Annotated in this window: 5 protein-coding genes; 4 read left to right on the top strand and 1 reads right to left on the bottom strand. The window is 47.8% G+C overall.

Annotated features, from left to right (window positions below; translation table 11 throughout):
• Window positions 1–170: 170 nt before the first annotated feature.
• From R7Z77_RS09975 to R7Z77_RS09960, 4 genes are all read left to right on the top strand, one after another.
• Window positions 171–15,119 (top strand): tandem-95 repeat protein, encoded by a 14,949-nt coding sequence (locus R7Z77_RS09975; RefSeq protein WP_318136647.1) that lies wholly within the window; start codon window positions 171–173, stop codon window positions 15,117–15,119.
• A 432-nt stretch (window positions 15,120–15,551) separates the two neighbouring features.
• A complete protein-coding gene (locus R7Z77_RS09970) occupies window positions 15,552–15,905 on the top strand; it encodes a hypothetical protein (RefSeq protein WP_033906832.1) in 354 nt (117 codons plus the stop codon).
• 121 nt (window positions 15,906–16,026) lie between these two features.
• Window positions 16,027–18,027, top strand: a complete 2,001-nt coding sequence (locus R7Z77_RS09965; protein WP_033906833.1) for a methyl-accepting chemotaxis protein — start codon at window positions 16,027–16,029, stop codon at window positions 18,025–18,027.
• Between the two features lie 300 nt (window positions 18,028–18,327).
• Complete coding sequence (locus R7Z77_RS09960; protein WP_033906834.1) at window positions 18,328–18,807, top strand: Dps family protein; 480 nt, start codon at window positions 18,328–18,330, stop codon at window positions 18,805–18,807.
• 108 nt (window positions 18,808–18,915) lie between these two features.
• On the opposite strand, the gene R7Z77_RS09955 is transcribed toward R7Z77_RS09960, so the two are convergent.
• Window positions 18,916–19,530, bottom strand: a complete 615-nt coding sequence (locus R7Z77_RS09955; RefSeq protein ID WP_021707668.1) for an HAD family hydrolase — start codon at window positions 19,528–19,530, stop codon at window positions 18,916–18,918.
• Window positions 19,531–19,654: the final 124 nt, after the last annotated feature.

Here is a 19,654-nt window from a genome sequence, read left to right as displayed (position 1 = left end):
TTGCTTTAATGACAACAAGTAAGGATCTTTATACTGGGTTTTCAAATTTTTTTGTTTTTATGGAACTCGAAAGGTATGAAAAAAGTTGTATAAAAAAGTTGGTTTCTAAAAATGGTGTCCTTTACTGCCTCTAAATACGATCAGTTAGCTAAAAAGCAACGGAGGCTGTAATGGCAGGCGACACTAATCAAGAAAAAGACAATGAAAAGCTTAACGATGCGGTAGAGCAAACAGAAACGAAGGATACGGGGACAAAAGAAGAAAAACAGCAGTCGACCGTCTCTTCGACTGTAGCGACTGGTGCTGAAAGTGCAGATGCTGTTGATGAAGCCAATCGTGCGATGGAAGAAAATCCTAGTGGCGCGGGTACGGAAGAAGAAGCAGTGAGCTCGGGTGGCGCAGTTCAAGAAGAGGATACTGAAAGTAGCAGCGACTCTGACGCTGCACAATCCAATGTTGTTGATAGTGTAGCTTCTAGCGGAGAATCAGGTGACGAGGCTCTGGGCAGCGGTGGTTCGGATTCTGGGGCGGGTGCCCAAGCGGTCGGTGGTGGTGATGCCTCTGGCTCTGAAGGTGGTTCGGACGCAGAAGGCAATGAAGCGCAAGGACAAGCGGTACAAACTTCATCTGCGCCAAGTGCTTCTTCAGACTCTGAAGGTTCTCAAGGTGGTGACGAGCTAGATTCAGAAACCACTGAAGAGAGCTTCGCGGTGGATGTACAAGACACCAGCGAAGAAACCACGACGCAAGTAGAAGACGATTTCGACTCCGAAACTACGAGCGAAACGTTCCAAATTAAAGTCGAAGGTGAAAATGACGCGCCAGAAGTAGGGCAAGATCTGGCATACATCATGGATGAAGATGGCACTATTACCTTCACTCAAGAACAACTTCTCGGGTACGCGAGTGATGTTGATGGCGATGATCTTGCCGCATTCAACGTGCAAGTGGGTGCTAATGCATCCGTTGTGGATAATGGTGATGGCACTTATACCGTCACACCTGATACTGATTTCAATGGTGAACTCGACTTAACGTTTGATATCAGTGATGGTCAAGAAACCGTTTCAAGTTCTATCGATTTAACCGTTCGTCCAATCAATGACGCACCAGTGCCTGAAGATAAAACCTTTGAGGTGGAAGAGGACGGCACGCTGATCTTCACCGATGCTGACCTGCTTGCTGGCGCAACGGATATTGAAGGCGATAACCTAACCGTTGAAGGTGTGAGCTACGACGGTGGCGACGGCATCCTGACCGACAACGGTAATGGGACTTACACTTTTGCGCCAAATGAAAACTTCAATGGTGACGTAAACTTCAGCTTTGATGTGTCCGACGGTACGGATACGGTTTCTGCCAACATTGATGTCAGTGTTACGCCAGTCGATGATGCGCCAGTGTCTGGCAATCTTGCTTACTCGGTGGACGAAGATGGCTCGATTCGTTTGAGTCAAGAACAGTTGTTGTCGCAAGCTTCCGATGTGGAAGGCGATGCACTGACGGCTTCTAACCTTTCGGTAGATGGCAATGCGACGGTGACTCAAAATGACGATGGTAGCTTCACCATCACGCCGGACGCAGATTTCAATGGTGATATCGACATCAGCTTCGATATCTCAGATGGCACGAATACCGTTCAAGCAACCGCTGACCTAACCGTTAATCCAATCAACGATCTGCCTGTTCCTCAAGACCAACAATTCAGTGTGGAAGAGGACGGCACTCTTCAATTTACTGATGCAGATCTGCTTGCAGGTGCTACCGACATTGAAGGCGATGACCTTTCTGTAACGGGAATCAGCTATGAAGGCACCGACGGCGTTCTAACTGACAATGGAGATGGCACATATAGCTTTGCGCCAAATGAGAACTTCAATGGCGATGTGAACTTCAGCTTCGACGTATCTGATGGCATAGATACGGTTTCAGCGAATGTAGATGTTAGCGTCACGCCGGTGAATGATCCTCCGGTGGCTGGTTCAACGTCTTACACGGTTCACGAAGACAACTCTATTACCATTTCTGACGCGCAACTGTTGGCAAATTCTTCGGATCTAGAAGGGGATGTCTCGATTAATAGCGTGAGCTACTCTGGCAGCGATGGTGTGTTGCAAATCAATGGCGACGGTACGTACACCTTCTCTCCAAATGAAAACTTTAATGGTGAAGTGACGCTTGATGTTGTCGTCGCTGATGAAGAAGGCGCAACGGATGTCACCACTGCTGGCATTACGGTGCTGGAAGTGAACGATCCACCAGTCGCAGGACCAACTTCTTACACCATTGATGAAGATTCTGTTCTGACCTTTAGTGAGTCGCAAGTGCTGTTGAATGCCTCTGATGTGGAAGGCGATGTAGAGCTTGTTGGCATTAGCTACGATGGTCCGGATGGCATTTTCACCGTTAACGATGATGGCACGTGCAGCTTCGCGCCAAACGAGAACTTTAACGGGCAAGTTCAACTTGATGTGACCATTCGAGATGAAGATGGGGCAGAAGTTGATACCGTCATCAATGTGAATGTATTGCCAATCAATGATGCGCCAGTATCGGGTGATTTGGCTTACAGCGTTGATGAAGACGGTGCAATTACGCTCAGCCAAGAGCAGCTTCTTTCTCAAGCGTCTGATATTGAGGGCGATGACCTGACTGCTAGCGATTTGACTGTAGATGGAAACGCAACCGTCACAGCGAACGATGATGGCAGCTTCACGATTACACCAGATGCGGACTTTAATGGTGACATTGATATCCAATTCAACATTACAGATGGCACAGACACTATCCAAGCAACGGCGGATCTAACGGTTAATCCAGTTAACGATCTTCCTGTTCCTCAAGACCAGCAGTTCAGTGTTGAAGAAGATGGCACGCTTCAGTTTACCGATGCAGACTTGCTTGCTGGCGCGACCGACATCGATGGCGATAACTTAACGGTTGATGGCATTAGCTACACAGGCAGCGATGGTGTGCTGACTGACCACGGTGATGGTACTTACACCTTTGCACCAAATGAAAACTTCAACGGCGATGTCAGCTTTAGCTTTGGTGTTTCTGACGGTACTGAGACCGTACCAGCCAACGTGGACGTGAGCGTCACTCCAGTGAACGATCCTCCGGTTGCGGGTTCAACGTCTTACACGGTTGATGAAGACAACGCGATTACCATTTCCGACGAGCAGCTTCTGGCTAACTCTTCAGATGTGGAAGGTGCAGTGTCCATCGATAGCGTGACCTATTCAGGCACCGATGGCGTATTCCAAGACAACGGTGACGGCACTTACACCTTCATGCCGAATGAGAACTTCAGTGGTGACATCAGCCTTGATGTGATTGTGGCGGATGAGCAAGGAGCGATTGACGAAACGACCGCAGGCATTACCGTCATTGAAGTGAATGACCCTCCAGTTGCCGGTCCAACGTCTTACACGATTGATGAAGATTCAGTACTGACATTCAGTGAGTCACAAATTCTTGCCAACGCATCTGATATCGAGGGTGATGTAGAGCTTGTTGGCATCAGCTATGAAGGCTCGGATGGTATCTTTACCGTCAATGGCGATGGTACTTGTAGTTTTGCGCCAAACGAGAACTTCAATGGTCAAGTTCAGTTGGATGTGACCATTCAAGATGAGAATGGGGCAACCGTTGATACGCACATCAATGTCGACGTATTGCCAATCAACGATCCACCAGTATCGGGTGATTTGGCTTACACCATCAACGAAGACAGCTCAATTACGCTAAGCCAAGAGCAACTGCTTGCCAAAGCGGGCGATATTGATAGCGAGAACCTTGAAGCCATCAATCTATCGACAGATGACAACGCGACAATTCAATACAACGATGATGGCAGCTACACCATCACACCAGATGAAAACTACAACGGTGACCTAGATCTGACCTTCGATATCATTGATAACGATGGCGGCTCGGTACAAGTTGGTCTGGATATTACGGTTAATCCTGTGAATGACTTGCCACAAGCGCAAGATCAACAGTTCACGGTAGAAGAAGATGGCACCTTGCTGTTCACGGATGCAGACCTATTGGAAGGTGCATCGGATATTGATGGCGATGATCTGTCTATCGAAAACGTTCTCTACACAGGTGCGGATGGTGTACTTACCGACAATGGTGATGGCACTTATAGTTTCGCGCCGAATGAGAACTTCAACGGTGATGTTCAGTTCACATTCGATGTGTCTGACGGCACAGGTTCAACACCAGCATTCATTGATGTCAGCGTGACACCAGTGAACGATCCACCGGTTGCCGGTTCTACGTCTTACACGGTTCAAGAAGACGGTCAAATCACCATTAGTGACGAGCAGTTGTTAGCTAACTCTTCTGATGTGGAAGGCGATGTAGCCTTGGCGAATGTTAGCTACTCTGGTAACGACGGTAGCTTCGTGGACAATGGCGACGGCACATATACCTTCACGCCAAATGAGAACTTTGACGGTAACATTTCTCTCGACGTTACGGTTATCGACCAAGATGGTGCAACGGATACAACAACCGCAGGCATCGATGTTATCGCGGTGAACGACGCACCAGAAACGTCAGGCATTCAAGCGGAGGTGGATGAAGATAACGCCATCACCATCACGCAAGAACAATTGCTTGCGAATGCGACAGACATTGAAGGTGATGACCTTGTTGCCAGCAATCTACAAACCAATGACCCGGATGCGACGATCGTAGCCAATGACGATGGTTCTTTTACCATTACGCACACCGAAAACTTTAACGGTGAGTTGGACTTTACTTACAACATCAGCGATGGCGAAAATGATGTTCTGACCACGTTGGATCTGACCGTTAATCCTGTCAACGATGCGCCAGAAGCGGGCGACGAGATCTTTATTCAAGCAGAAGAAGACCAAACAGTGGGTGTTTCTCTGCGTGAAGAGCCTGCGTTACGTCTCGACCAAGCCCCTGAAAACGGCATCATTGAAGCGAATCTAAATGACGAATGGGTACAGCTAGAAGTCGGGCAGGAGGTTCCTGCAGACACGGAAGTGCGCTTCATTCCAAATGATGATGCATTGGCAAACGGTACGCATACGAGTCAAATTGGTACCTTTGACGACAACGCCAGCCTTGATGATTGGGGGACAGCTGTTGACCCTTACACACGTGAGTTTGTTGATGGCGATTTGAAAGTTACTGTTCAAAGTAATGATGACCCACTCGGTGCGTGGAATGGTAAAACACACATCGGTCACGGTATTGGCGATACTGACCGCCAAGGCTTGAGCGGTGATGAAAAACTGACTGTGACTGTTGAAGGTCAAGACATCAACGAAATCAGTTTCCACCTAGATGGTCTAGGCGGCTGGTTTATGGAGGAGTCTCGCCACTTTACCGAAGTCGAAATTCGCGCATTCAGCTCTGATGGTGACTTGATCGACTCGATGACTTACCACAAAGAAGATCGTGGTAGTTATGAGACGGATTACACCCTAACGGTGAACGAGCCGGTATCTTACTTTGAGCTAGGTACGATTCAAGGTAACGGTACTTACGTGGTTCAAAACATGACGGTTTCGCAAACTTGTCATGATGAAGCGGTGTTCACATCTATTGGCGTGGACGGCACGGAAATCACGGAAACGGTAGAACTGAATATCCGTGAAGGTGACAGTGAAATCGAACTGACGGCTGATCTGCCAAATGTGACCATTGATACCGAAGGTTCTACGCAGTTTGCCTCTGTGGTTATCACAGAAGAACAGCTTTTAGCACAAGCGAGTGATATCGATAGCGATGTTCTTGATATTCAAAACCTTGAGCTGGTGGGGGATAACGCGGAGCACGCTACGTTAACCGACAACGGCGATGGTACATGGACAGTCACACCAGATGAGAACTTCTACGGTGAGATTGAGCTGGGTTACCAAGTTACGGATGGTGAACTCACTGACGACAACATCATCAACATCAACTTCGAAGCAGTAAACGATGCGCCAATCGTTTCTGGTCCGATTGTGTTGTCGACTGATGAGGATGTGGGCATTACGTTTAGCGCGGACGATCTGCTTGCCAATGCAAGTGATGTGGAAGGCGATGCGCTGTCTATCTCTGATATCTCTTACAGCGGTGATAACGGTGAGCTTGTCGACAATGGCGACGGCACTTACACCTTTATGCCGAATGAAAACTTCAATGGTGAAGTCGACATTGATTACAAAGTCTTCGATGGCACCGATGAAGTCGATACCCATCTAGATCTGACCGTTATTCCGGTCAACGATGTGCCAGTTCCTGGTGCACCGCTGCATACTCAAATGCTAGAAAACGGCACCATCATCATCGAAGCAAAAGACCTGTTATCAGGTGCGACCGATGTGGATGGCGACATTCTGCATATCGAGAATCTACTGCTTGTTGACCAGTCACAAGGTACGTTGACAGACAACGGCGACAACACCTTTACCTTCGAGCCAACTTCGAACTTCTACGGTGAAGTGAACCTGACCTTCGACATCAGCGATGGTCAAGCAAGCGCACCAAGCACTGCGAAGATCGATGTTGAGATCGTCAACGAAGGTCCAGAGGTAAGCGGGCCTGTTGATGCGGTCGTCGATGAAGATGGCTCAATTACCATCACTCAAGAAGACTTGTTGGCGAACGCGACGGACGTGGATGGTGACAACCTTGAAGCGGTGAACCTGTCGACCAACGATCCTAATGCAACCATCGTTGAGAACGCTGATGGTAGCTTCACGATTACACCGAGCGAAAACTTCTTTGGTGAAATCGAATTTACTTATGACGTAACTGACGCGATTGAAACCGTCGCTGCGGATCTAAACCTCACCGTTAACCCAGTGAATGACCTGCCAGATGTGCCTGATTTGTCCTTCACCACAGAAGATGGCGAAGCTATCACGATTACTGAAGCAGAGCTGCTGGCTCAAGCAACGGACATCGAAGGCGATGATTTATCTGTTGTGAACGTGACGAGCTTAAGCGATACGGTTCAAGTAACAGACAATGGCGATGGCACTTACACGTTAACGCCAGAGCAGGGCTTCTTTGGTAATGTTGACCTTACGTTTGATGTGAGCGATGGCACCGATGTGGTGGCGGCAAACATCGACTTGAAAGTTGAGTTCGTCAACGATGCACCAGAAGCAGCACCAATCGTGGCAGACGTGGACGAGGATGGTTCTATTCTCGTGACACAAGAAATGCTGCTTGAAAATGCCAGCGATCAAGATGGTGATGACCTATACGCAACGGCACTAGAAAGCAATGATCCGAACGCCTCTATCGTGGATAACGGCGACGGCACCTTTACCGTTACGCCTTCACAGCACTTTAATGGAGACATCGAGTTTACTTATGAAGTGAGCGACGGTGAATTGAGTGTTGCCAATGAAATGACATTGACGGTGAACCCAGTTAATGACATTCCAATTGTTGCACCTGGCATGTACCACATTGAAGAGGATGGCAGCATCCTGTTCACGCAAGAAGATCTGCTAAGTGGCGCGATTGATATTGATGGTGATGACCTCACCGTTACCAGCATTAACTACTCGGGTGATGAAGGTACTGTAACGGACAACGGTGACGGTACATTTAGCTTCGTACCAGAAGAGCACTTCAGTGGTGACTTGCAGTTCAGCTTTACGGTTTCTGACGGTACTGATGAAGTTGAGCAAGACATTAATGTCCATATCGAAGCCGTGGCAGATGCGCCAGACCTAGTCATCACTGATGGCGATGGTCGAAATGTGGATGACCAAGCGATCTTGGTTGAGCCAGGCGGTATTGTTGAAGTGAACATTGCCGCAGCATTGGTTGACCAAGACTTGTCAGAAACGCTGACTGTGACCGTGGATGGTGTTCCTGAAGGTTCGGTGATCAGCTACGACAACGAAGGGGTGCTTAACGATCAAGACAACGGTATCACCAGTTTCAACGATACTGAAATCACGGTTACGTTTGAAGGTGAAACCGCGGGTTACCAAAACACAGCGGGTTACTACAAAGTCGATGAAGATGGCAACATCACGGGCGTTGAAGTGGTGTACGAAAACGCCTCTCAAGTTGGCGGCGGCGGTGACCTCGTTCCGGGACAAGATCAGTTCAGCTTCCAAATCTCGGAAGGGGAAAGCTTCAACCTATTCTTGATTCCTAACGGTCATAACTTCAATGACTTTGCGTCCATGCAAGATGGTCAGTACGAGTTCCGTGCAGCAGATGGCTCTCCTGCGAACATGGATACAGTTGACCCACAACTCGTGTTTGTTGGCGCTGATGGTTCTGAAACCGTGATTCAAAGCCAATTCGGTGATGCAGTCTTCCATGGTGGTTCAAGCTCAGAGCTCAACCAAGATGGTATTGAACATACCCGAACTACTGTGAACGAAGACGGTGAACTGGTTTACGGCTTTGAAGATCTCTACGGTGGCGGCGATGCCGATTACACCGACTTCAACTTCACCATTGATGTCGGTGAAGTGAACAGCCAGATCTACAGCGGTGAAGTAACAGTAGGTCCAGATGGTTCTGTAACACTTCCAACCACAGCAATTGAACAAGAGCTACAGATTCAATTGCCAGAAGACTTTAACCAACAGCTAGAAATCAATGTAACGGCAACGGCAACAGAGCTATCAAATAATGATTCTGAAACCGTTTCTCAAACCATCTACGTCAATGCAACAGGTGCCCACATTGAACATGCGCCTGAAGCATTGCCTGTTTCAGCGATGGTTGAAGAAGATGGTTCAATCCTAATTACGCAAGAAGATTTACTCGCTAATGCGCGTGACTTGGATGGAGACCAACTGACAGCGCTGAATTTGGCTACGGATGATGAAAACATCACCATCACAGACAATGGCGACGGTACTTACACCTTAACGCCAGATGCGGACTTTAATGGTGATATCACCTTTACGTTCGATGTGTCTGACGGCGATGATGTTGTCTCAACCAACCTTGAGTTATTGGTTTCACCAGTTAATGATGCGCCTGAACCACAAGATCAAGCGTTCACTGTTGGTGAAGATGGTGTGCTGACCTTTACTGATGCGGATCTGCTAACAGGCGCTACCGATATTGAAGGGGATGACTTATCTGTTGAGGGCGTCACTTACACAGGCGCGGACGGTGTTCTTACTGACAATGGTGATGGCACATATAGCTTCGCACCAAACGAGAACTTTAATGGCGACGTGAACTTCACTTTCGATGTTTCCGATGGCACGGATACCGTGACGGCGAATATCGACGTAAGCGTGACGCCGGAGAACGATCCACCGGTTGCAGGCAGCACGGCTTACACCGTTCATGAAGACAATTCGATTACCATTAGTAACGAACAGCTGTTGGCTAACTCGTCTGATATAGAAGGCGAAGTGGCGATTGATAGCGTGAGCTACAGCGGTAACGATGGTGTGTTAGAAATCAACGGTGATGGTACTTACACCTTCTCACCAAACGAGAACTTCAATGGTGAAGTCAGCCTAGATGTTGTCGTAGTCGATGAAGACGGGGCGACGGATTCAACTACCGCTGGCATTACTGTTCTTGAGGTGAACGACCCACCAATCGCAGGCGCGACTAGCTACTCCGTTAACGAAGACGAAGTCATCACCATTAGCTCTGAGCAGCTATTGGCGAATGCTTCTGATGTTGAAGGTGAGGTGGCGATTGATAGTGTCAGCTACAGCGGCTCCGACGGTATCTTTACCGACAATGGTGATGGTACGTTTAGCTTTGCACCAAACCAAAACTTCAATGGTGAAGTGAATCTTGATGTTGTAGTCGTGGATGAAGATGGTGCGACCGCTTCGACGACGGCAAACATTGATGTTCTGCCAATCAATGATGCTCCGGTATCGGGTGACTTGGCTTACAGTGTCGACGAAGACAACTCAATCACCCTAAGCCAAGAACAATTGTTGGCACAAGCAACGGATGTAGAAGGTGATGCACTAACCGCTTCTAACCTAGTGGTTGACGGTGATGCGATGGTTACGGCTAATGACGATGGTAGCTTTACCATTACGCCTGACGCGAACTTCAATGGCGACATTGATATCACGTTCGATATCAACGATGGCAGCGATACTATTGTTGCAACGGCGGACCTAACGGTTAACCCAGTTAATGACTTGCCGCAGCCGGAAGATCAAGCGTTCACCATTGGTGAAGATGGCGTGTTGACCTTCACTGATCAAGACCTGCTTGATGGTGCAACCGATATCGATGGCGATGACCTATCGGTAGAAGGTGTCACATACACTGGCGCGGACGGTGTCCTAACTGACAATGGCGATGGCACATACAGCTTCGCTCCAAACGAAAACTTCAATGGCGACGTAAACTTTACCTTCGATGTTTCCGATGGCACGGACACCGTGACCGCGAATATCGATGTGAGTGTGACGCCAGAGAACGATCCACCGGTTGCGGGCAGCACGTCTTACACAGTGCATGAAGATAACTCGATCACCATCAGTGATGAACAGCTACTAGCGAACTCATCGGATATTGAAGGCGATGTATCGATTGATAGCGTGAGCTACAGCGGTAACGATGGTGTGCTGGAAATCAACGGTGATGGCACGTACACCTTCTCGCCAAACGAGAACTTCAATGGCGAAGTGAGCCTAGATGTTGTTGTAATCGACGAAGATGGCGCGACGGATTCAACTACCGCAGGTATCACGGTACTTGAGGTGAACGATCCGCCAATCGCAGGTCCAACTGCGTACACCATCGATGAAGACCAAGTTCTAACGTTCAGTGAATCACAAGTGCTTCTGAATGCTTCGGATGTCGAAGGGGATGTTGAGCTTGTAAGCATCTGCTACGACGGTCCAGATGGCATCTTCTCAGTAAATGGCGATGGCACTTGTAGCTTCGCACCGAATGAGAACTTCAATGGCCAAGTGTCGTTGGACGTGACTATTCGTGATGAAGATGGCGCAGAAGTCGACACCTATATCACTGTTGATGTATTGCCAATCAACGACGCACCAGTATCGGGTAACTTGGCTTACAACGTAGATGAAGATAACACCATTACATTGAGCCAAGAGCAATTGTTGTCTCAAGCGAGCGATGTGGACGGCGATGACCTTGTTGCTGAAAACTTGCTTGTGGATGGTAATGCGACAGTGACTGCTAACGACGATGGCAGCTTCACCATTACGCCTGATGCGAACTTCAATGGTGACATTGATATCACGTTTGATGTCAGTGATGGTTCTGACACCTTGGTCGCGACGGCAGATCTAACGGTTAATCCAGTTAACGACCTACCACAGCCAGAAGATCAAGCGTTCACCATTGGCGAAGATGGCGTCTTGTTGTTCACTGATGAAGATCTGCTTGATGGCGCAACGGATATCGATGGCGATGACCTATCGGTAGAAGGTGTGACCTACACAGGTGCTGATGGTGTCCTAACCGACAATGGTGACGGCACTTACAGCTTCGCGCCAAACGAGAACTTCAATGGCGACGTGAACTTTACCTTCGATGTTTCCGATGGCACAGATACCGTGACGGCGAATATCGATGTAAGCGTGACGCCAGAGAACGATCCACCGGTGGCAGGTAGCACGTCTTACACCGTACACGAAGACAACTCGATCACTATCAGCGATGAGCAATTATTAGCGAACTCGTCAGATATTGAAGGCGAAGTCGCGATTGATAGTGTCAGCTACAGTGGCGCAGATGGCGTGTTCCAAGACAATGGAGATGGTACTTACACCTTCTCGCCAAACGAGAACTTCAATGGTGAAGTCAGCCTAGATGTTGTAGTTGTCGATGAAGAGGGTGCGACAGACTCAACCACTGCGGGTATTACCGTTCTTGAGGTGAACGATCCACCAATCGCAGGTGCGACAAGTTACTCTGTCAATGAAGACGAAGTCATTATCTTCACGGAAGAGCAACTGCTAGCGCAGTCAAGCGATGTGGAAGGTGACGTGAGCCTAGAAAGCGTCTCTTACAGTGGTAGCGACGGCATTCTAACGGCGAATGACGATGGCACTTATAGCTTCGCACCAAATGAAAACTTCAACGGTGGTGTAAGCCTAGACGTAGTAGTGGCTGATGAAGACGGTGCAACTGCGACAACCAACGCGAACATTGATGTATTGCCAGTCAACGATGCTCCGGTATCTGGCGATTTGGCATACAGCGTCGATGAAGACGGTTCAATCACATTGAGTCAAGAGCAGTTACTGGCTCAAGCGGGTGACGTAGACAGCGATAATCTAGAAGCGGTGAACTTAACCGCGGTTGCCAATGCAACCGTTGTTGAGAACCAAGATGGTAGCTTTACGATTACGCCTGATGCGAACTTCAATGACGATATCGACCTAAGCTTCGACTTGATTGATAACGATGGTGCGAGCGTGGAAGTGGGCGTTGACCTAACGGTGAACCCAGTTAACGATGCGCCGCAATCAACGCCAGTGAATATTGCTGGCACCGAAGATACCACCATTCTTATCACGCAGGACATGTTGCTTGCTAACGCGACAGACATCGATAACACCTACGATGAACTGTCTGCTGTCGACCTAGTGATTGATGAGCAATACGGTGACTTGCTAGACAACGGTGATGGCACTTGGTCATTCACTCCGGCAGAGAACTTCAATGGTGATGTGCCAATGTCGTTCGGCGTCAGCGATGGTGATTTAGTTACGCCGGTTGAAGGCAATCTAAACGTCGAAGCGGTTAACGATGCACCAGAAGCGCCAACCATCCAGATGCAAGGCGAAGAAGATGTGGTCATGGTGATTGACCCAGCTTACATCGCTGATCAAGTTACGGATTTTGATGGTGACGAAATCAGCGTAGAAAGCATCACGGTTCGTGCTCCTGCAAGCGCGACATTAACTCAGCAACCAGATGGTATGTACCACTTGGTGACCACTCAAGACTTTAATGGTTTGGTGGAACTGGGCTACACCGCGACGGATGGTGAAGAAGTGGTTGAAGGCTCGTTGAATGTGGATGTTATTCCAGTCAACGATGCTCCATTCAATGTGGGTAATGCCTTTATGGCAACCGACGAAGATGGCGCATTCACCTTCGACGCTGGCGACCTGATGAACTTGTTCGGCGATATCGATACTGAAAACCTAGTCGTATCACGCATTATCACCGCAGAAGGTGAAGATGGTGGTGAGGTAACAGACAACGGTGATGGTACTTGGACATTCACACCGACTGGCGATTTTGCAGGGGTTTCTGACTTGCAAGTTGTGGTAAGTGACGGTGAGTTTGAAACAGTACTTGATGTACCAGTGTTTGTTCGCCCTGTTGCGGATGGCGCGGTCATCACAACCGACCATGATGGTCCGTTAGTCTTCGGTGAGGACGAAACGGGTCACCTAGGCTTGAATGTCGGTCTAATCGACGATTCAGAAACGCTAAGTAACCTAGTGATGACTGGTTTCCCTGTTGGCTTCGAAGTTACGGATGGTGTGAACACCATTACCATTACGGAACCGGGTCAATACATCGACTTGAACGAGTGGGATATTTCAGACTTGCAAATGACGCCTCCGGCTGACTTTAATGGCGAGTTCTTCGTAACCGTGACCGCAACAACGGTGGATTATGGTGACGAGCCAGAAGAGTTCGAAGATGGTATCGATTCAGGTGACTTCGAAACCCTAGCGGGTGAACCCGTTATCCTAACCGCTGATGACCTAATCGGATTGGCAGAAAACGTAGACGCTGACGCGGGTGATGAAGTGAAATTCGTTCATCTAGCTGATCGCAGCCAAGGTGAGATAGTCGATAACGGTGATGGCACATGGACATTCAATCCAGCACCAGGCTTTACTGGTGAAGCGGATATCGCGTACGTGATTGATAAAGACGGTGTGCTTCATGATGAGCAAACAGGCGTGGTCGTGAAAGAAGACGCACCACAAGAGAATGCTTCTCCAGAAATTGACAGCATTTCTACCACAGAAATGGCAGCGGATGGCACCTTGTCGTTCACCAGTGATGACATGCTATCGACCTTGAGCGATGCAGAAGGCGACAGCTTGAGCATTGAGTCAGTGAGCCTAATGGAAGGTCAAGGTGTGATAGAGACCGATAACCAAGGTAACTACCAATTCACACCAGCAGAAGGCTACACCGGAGATGTTCAAGTTGGCTTCATTGCAAGTGACGGTGAAAACCGCATTGAGAGCTTCTTTAATGTCGACATCCAAGGTGAAGGTGAAACCACAACCAGCGAAGGCTACGCACTGGCTGATGATGGTTCACTAACACTAACGGAAGCGCAGCTGATTGATGAGCTTGGCATTAGCCCTTCTGCAGAAGTGTTGGATGTCGCCGATGCAAACGATGCTGGTTTCTTTGCGAAATCAGGTGATGAAGAGTGGACATACTGGCCGAACGATGACTTCGATGGCAATTTGGCTATGGATGTTCAGGTCAACGATAACGGTGAAGTATCGACTCAGAATCTGAGCATCCAAGTTGCGGACGATTCAGCGCAAAGCGACGAGCCACAAATCCAAACTGCTCAAGCATCATCAGAGCAGCAAGTCGGCGAAGCGCAACAGCCTGAAGAGCAAGCAGCAAACGGTGCAGACAGTGAAGAGGAGAGCGCAGCTGATGTGACTGCAGCACCAGGCGATACTATTTCTATCTCGGTTCCAGATGAGGTCAGTGGTAACGAATCGGTGGATTATGCAGAAATGTCCGGTCTACCTGATGGTGCATCGGTAAGCAACGCACTGGATAATGGCGATGGTAGCTTCACATTAAGTGGCAACCTCAACCAACCAGTATCAGTTGACCTACCAGAAGGTTACGAAGGTACGAGCGAAATCCAATTCCAAGGTTACGACGAATTGGGCAGCGCAGTAGAAGGTGCGAGTGGCACAGTTGAAGTTGAAGTCGATGATCAATACACCATGCAAGGTTCTGCTCAAGATCAGCAACCAGATATGGCGGGTATGGAATCTGGCGGCAGCGACTGGACAAGTGCAGGAGGTCAAGATCAAGGTGTTGACTTCACGGATGACTCTGGCAGCTTCGACTCGGATACTCAAACGGGTACTGACCAAGGCAACGATTTCGATCAAAGCTCAATGTAACCAGTCCTAGACGAGGGCAGTGTCATTGCTGCCCAAACCAAAGCCATGCAGAGCCTACTTTGCATGGCTTTTTTGTTGGGCTTCTTTCTATGAGCTCTAGAAAAAAACTTGGAAATTGAAAAAAGTATTCTTAGCTAGTTTATACCCAAGTAACCTCGAGATGTTAGGTTCAGCGAGAATGGCTTGGTTTGTAGACGCGGCGGCGATTTAAAGGTCTAGTGGGTCTAAATCAAGAATCGACAACAAAGTATACAAACCAAGACAGCTCGCCCTTCGGGAGCGTGTCATTGACTCGGTTTCTGTGTCAAACAACTTGGAAAGAGCTGACTATTACGCTGCGTTGTTTTCCTTGACCCCGAATCAATGACAACGCTCTGAATCCTGCATCTTGAAGTCACTTGGGTATAAGAGTCATTTACAAGGAGGAGCGACATGTACCGTTATGTCAGTTCGCCAAAAGCATCGAAGTACATAGTGCCACCACCACAGCATCGCGAGTTGTCGAGTATCGATGTACCGGAGTCAGAACTTGAGATGCGTGAAATTCTGAACAATTGGTTTGCCGATGGATTGGCGCCCATCATTGAAAATGAGGACAATGACATCTCTGCTAATGAGCAACAGCGCTTTGAGCAGCTCAGCCGCACGGTGGGCGTGTTACTGCGTAATAAAGATTACTACTTCGCCACTAAGCGGATTCTTTCGTTGTGGGAGCAAGACTGCTTAGAAACGACTTACGTTAATTATCTGATTTTACGTAGTGAGCGCATACCATACTTCGAATAAGCCCTATTTATAGGCTTAAAATAGTGGTTTACATGGTTTTCTTAGTAACTTTTGACACCTGTATTTAACATTTTTGTAAACATCGTTATATTTAAGGCTCATCGTTGTCAGGAGTTTATGGATGAACCTTACGATATCAGGGAAGTTGCAGCTCAGTTTTGTGCTGCTAGCCGTACTTTTTATGGCATCAGCGGTATTCACGTATCGCAACGTCACTACCGTAGAGCAATACGCCTCTTCGTTACTTAAATCCGATTTACCGACCGTCGACACCAGTCGCGGCATCCAACAGTCCGTTCAAGCGTCGCTGTCCTCGATTCGAGCCTACATGTTGCTAGGTGGCGATGAAGAGGCGAGCGCACGTCTGAGTGAGGACGTGCGTAATATCATGGCATCTACAGACGAGTCGCTTCCAACGTTGCAGGCGTTGATCTCTGAACAGGATTTTCAAGCGATCCAAAGCCAGTGGGACGCGGTAAAAGTTTCTCTAAACAAGCTGATTGAACTTAGCCACAGTGATGAGAACTTACCCGCACACAACCTCTTTATTAACGAAGCGGCACCCATTGCAGAAGTGGCACTTGACCAGCTTCAAAGCTTAATCAACGAAGAGTCAGGAAACCCATTCGGTGGAGACAGAAAACGTCTGTTCAAAGTTTATGCCGACAGCTATACCTCGCTCGCCAATGCACTGTCTGCACTGCGAGATTTCCTGTTATACGGGCAGCAAGATCATCTAGACAAATACCACGACTTGATTAAATACCACAATCAATCTGTGGCGGAAATCGATAGCAAACTCGACAGACTTACCGATAACGACCAATCACTGTGGTCACTGTTTAAAGAAATGCAGCAACTGTACTTTCCTTTAGCAGAGCAGGTGATTGCATTGCGTCAATCGCCAGAATGGAACGAATCAAACTTGTTAATGGCGAATGAACTGTTGCCAGCAGCGGATGCACTAGACCAAAGTTTAGAAACGATCGTATTGGCTCAGCAAAGTCGTGCTGATCAAAGTGGACAGGGTATTAATCAGTCGATCAAGAACGTACTGACCACTATGTTGATTGCAGCAGCATTAGTTTTGTTTGCCGCAGTAGCGATTTCAAAATACATGGGCAACACCATTGGTCGCCGAGTGAAAAACTTATCCGAGCGAGCCAAGACGATCGCTTCAGGAGATGTTTCTCAGCCTCCGTTAACTGTTGTTGGGAAAGATGAATTGGCAGACCTTACCGATTCGATTAACCGCATGAACCAATCGTTAGCGAGCATCGTGGCAGGGGTGAGTGAGAAAGCGCACCAAGTGGATACCAGCATGGGAGCTTTATTGGAATCGGCGCAAGTCACTTCATTGAATGTTGAACAGCAACAGACCAGCATTGTTGAAATGGGAAGCCAATTGGATGAAATCGCTTTAGCCGCGCGTAACACCCTAGATCAAGCCAATCAATCAGTACAGAAGCTTTCTGATTCAAAAGGCGAGATTGAACAAGGTCGCGATGCACTAGAGCAAAACAAAGTCACCATGGAAAGCTTACATGGCAGCATTGAAACCGCGAGCACGCAAGTGACGCAGTTAAGCAAAGAGAGCGAAGCCATTGGTCGAGTTACAGAGGTGATTGAAGGCTTAGCAGAACAAACTAACTTACTGGCATTGAATGCCGCGATAGAAGCAGCGCGTGCGGGCGACCAAGGACGAGGCTTTGCAGTTGTGGCGGATGAAGTACGTATGTTAGCGACTCGCACTACTCAATCGACGACAGAAATCAACGGCATTATCAACGCGATTCAACGCTCGACCAATTCGGTGGTTGAGGAGATTGAACACAGCCAATCACTTGCGGAGCAGGGCGCTGAGCACATTGAAAAAGCGGTAACTCGTTTGCTCGTCACTACTGAACAAATTGGTTCTTTGAATGAACAAATGGCAGAGCTTGCGGCAGCGGCAGAGCAGCAATCTCATGCGACCAACTCGATCACTGGATTGATGTCCGATATAACTCAATCAGTGGATGAGGTTTCGAATAACAGCCAACGTGCATCAGAGACATCATTGCAAGTAAAAGAGCAAGTTACTGAGCTGAATCAACAGATGGCAACTTTCAAAACGGCATAGATAAGGTTTACGTCTGTTCATCTACTTTTGAACGTTAACCAAATAGTAAAAAAGCCCCAATTCTTTTTACACAAAAAGGATTGGGGCTTTTTGTTGGATGATACGCCGATATTCGTCTGCTTGCTCATTGGATTTGGCTATTTAAATCATAGCTAAAACCAAATTTTCTTCACCGAGTCAGAGTCGTAATATGACTCCATCGGCAGCAAATACTGCAAAAGAATTTTTAAACTTTATACCAATCCCGGTAAGAGAATAGTTCGTTACTACGATTGGTATCATCCTTCTAGGAGCAACATTATGAACAAACAAGTAAGCCTAATTGGTCTAGACAGCGAACAATCAGCACAACTAGCTCAACAGTTAAATCAACTGCTAGCGCATTACCAAGTGTTGTACATGAACTCTCGCGGTTACCACTGGAACATTAAAGGTGCGCAATTCTTCGAACTGCACGTAAAATTTGAAGAGATTTACACTGATCTACAAACAAAAATCGATGAGCTTGCAGAGCGTATTCTAACTTTGGGTCATACGCCAGCGCACTCATTCAGCAACTACTTGGAAGCAAGTGAAATTAAAGAACATCAAAACGCGACTTCTGGTGAGGAGTGTGTACAAGGTCTGGTTCAAGGCTTTAGCGTTCTACTTCTAAAACAGCGTGAGATTCTACAAAACGCGGGTGAAGCAGATGACGAAGGTACAGCGGCATTGATGGGTGACTACATCCGTGAGCAAGAAAAATTAATGTGGATGCTTAACGCTTACCTACAAGGCTAAGCAGCGCATCACCCAAGCAATCCTTGGGAACGCATGAAACAATCGGGAATAAGTCATAAGGGGCACGTTGGTGCCCCTTTTTTTGTTTGCGTATTTTATATGTGTGCTTTATTTGCGTGGTAAGGATTCAAAACGGCTCAATAAATCACTGAGTTCATTAAGCGCCAATGAGGCTGAATCATTGAAGGTTTCTTGATTACCGTGATGAACAAGGCAAGAGGGCATCTGCGCGTTATACGCTGCCTGCAAGTCGTAAAGGTAATCGCCGACATAAAGCACTTCATTAGGCATCAAACGCCACTCTTTCGCCAACACCTGCAAAGACAATGGGTCTGGCTTGGGCGGGAAGCATTCACGAGTGATGACTCGTTCCACTGAGATTTGGTTGTGCTCTAGTTTGCGCTGCGTGGCGATTTGGCAGTTGCGCGTCACGATAGCGGTTTTGATTTCATTTTGATGCAAGTGGGCGAGTAATTCATGGCAGCCAATCATTGGAGCAGACTGCTCAGCATCAGAAATCTCGTAATCAAATATCACGTTATGAGCGTGCTCTCGATGATGAGGGTGCTCAAGTGCGTCGACAAAATCCAATAGATCTTCACTCTGCGGACAGCCAAGCTGTTGTCGCAATTCGCCGAAGTTCATATCAGAACTCACCAAGGTGTTGTCTAAATCAAACACCACGGCTTTAATTTTATCGAGCTGTAAAGGGAATGGAATCATAATGACCTCGTACAACTTAACCGAACTATCGTTTTAAAAAACAAAAGGTTATTGTTAAGTTTAGATTCTTCTGCTTGGATTGTACGAAAATAAATCACTAGTACGTCACAAATTAAATAGTCTT

Source organism: Vibrio sp. 1401, from assembly GCF_033340295.1.
The sequence above is the reverse complement of the archived record's forward strand: the minus strand, read 5'-3'. Positions and strand labels throughout refer to the sequence as shown.

What these genes read in the sequence shown, in the direction of transcription:
- R7Z77_RS09975 (WP_318136647.1), top strand. Translation starts at nt 171, where the DNA reads ATGGCAGGCGACACTAATCAAGAAAAAGACAATGAAAAGCTTAACGAT.
- R7Z77_RS09970 (WP_033906832.1), top strand. Translation starts at nt 15,552, where the DNA reads ATGTACCGTTATGTCAGTTCGCCAAAAGCATCGAAGTACATAGTGCCA.
- R7Z77_RS09965 (WP_033906833.1), top strand. Translation starts at nt 16,027, where the DNA reads ATGAACCTTACGATATCAGGGAAGTTGCAGCTCAGTTTTGTGCTGCTA.
- R7Z77_RS09960 (WP_033906834.1), top strand. Translation starts at nt 18,328, where the DNA reads ATGAACAAACAAGTAAGCCTAATTGGTCTAGACAGCGAACAATCAGCA.
- R7Z77_RS09955 (WP_021707668.1), bottom strand. Translation starts at nt 19,530, where the DNA reads ATGATTCCATTCCCTTTACAGCTCGATAAAATTAAAGCCGTGGTGTTT.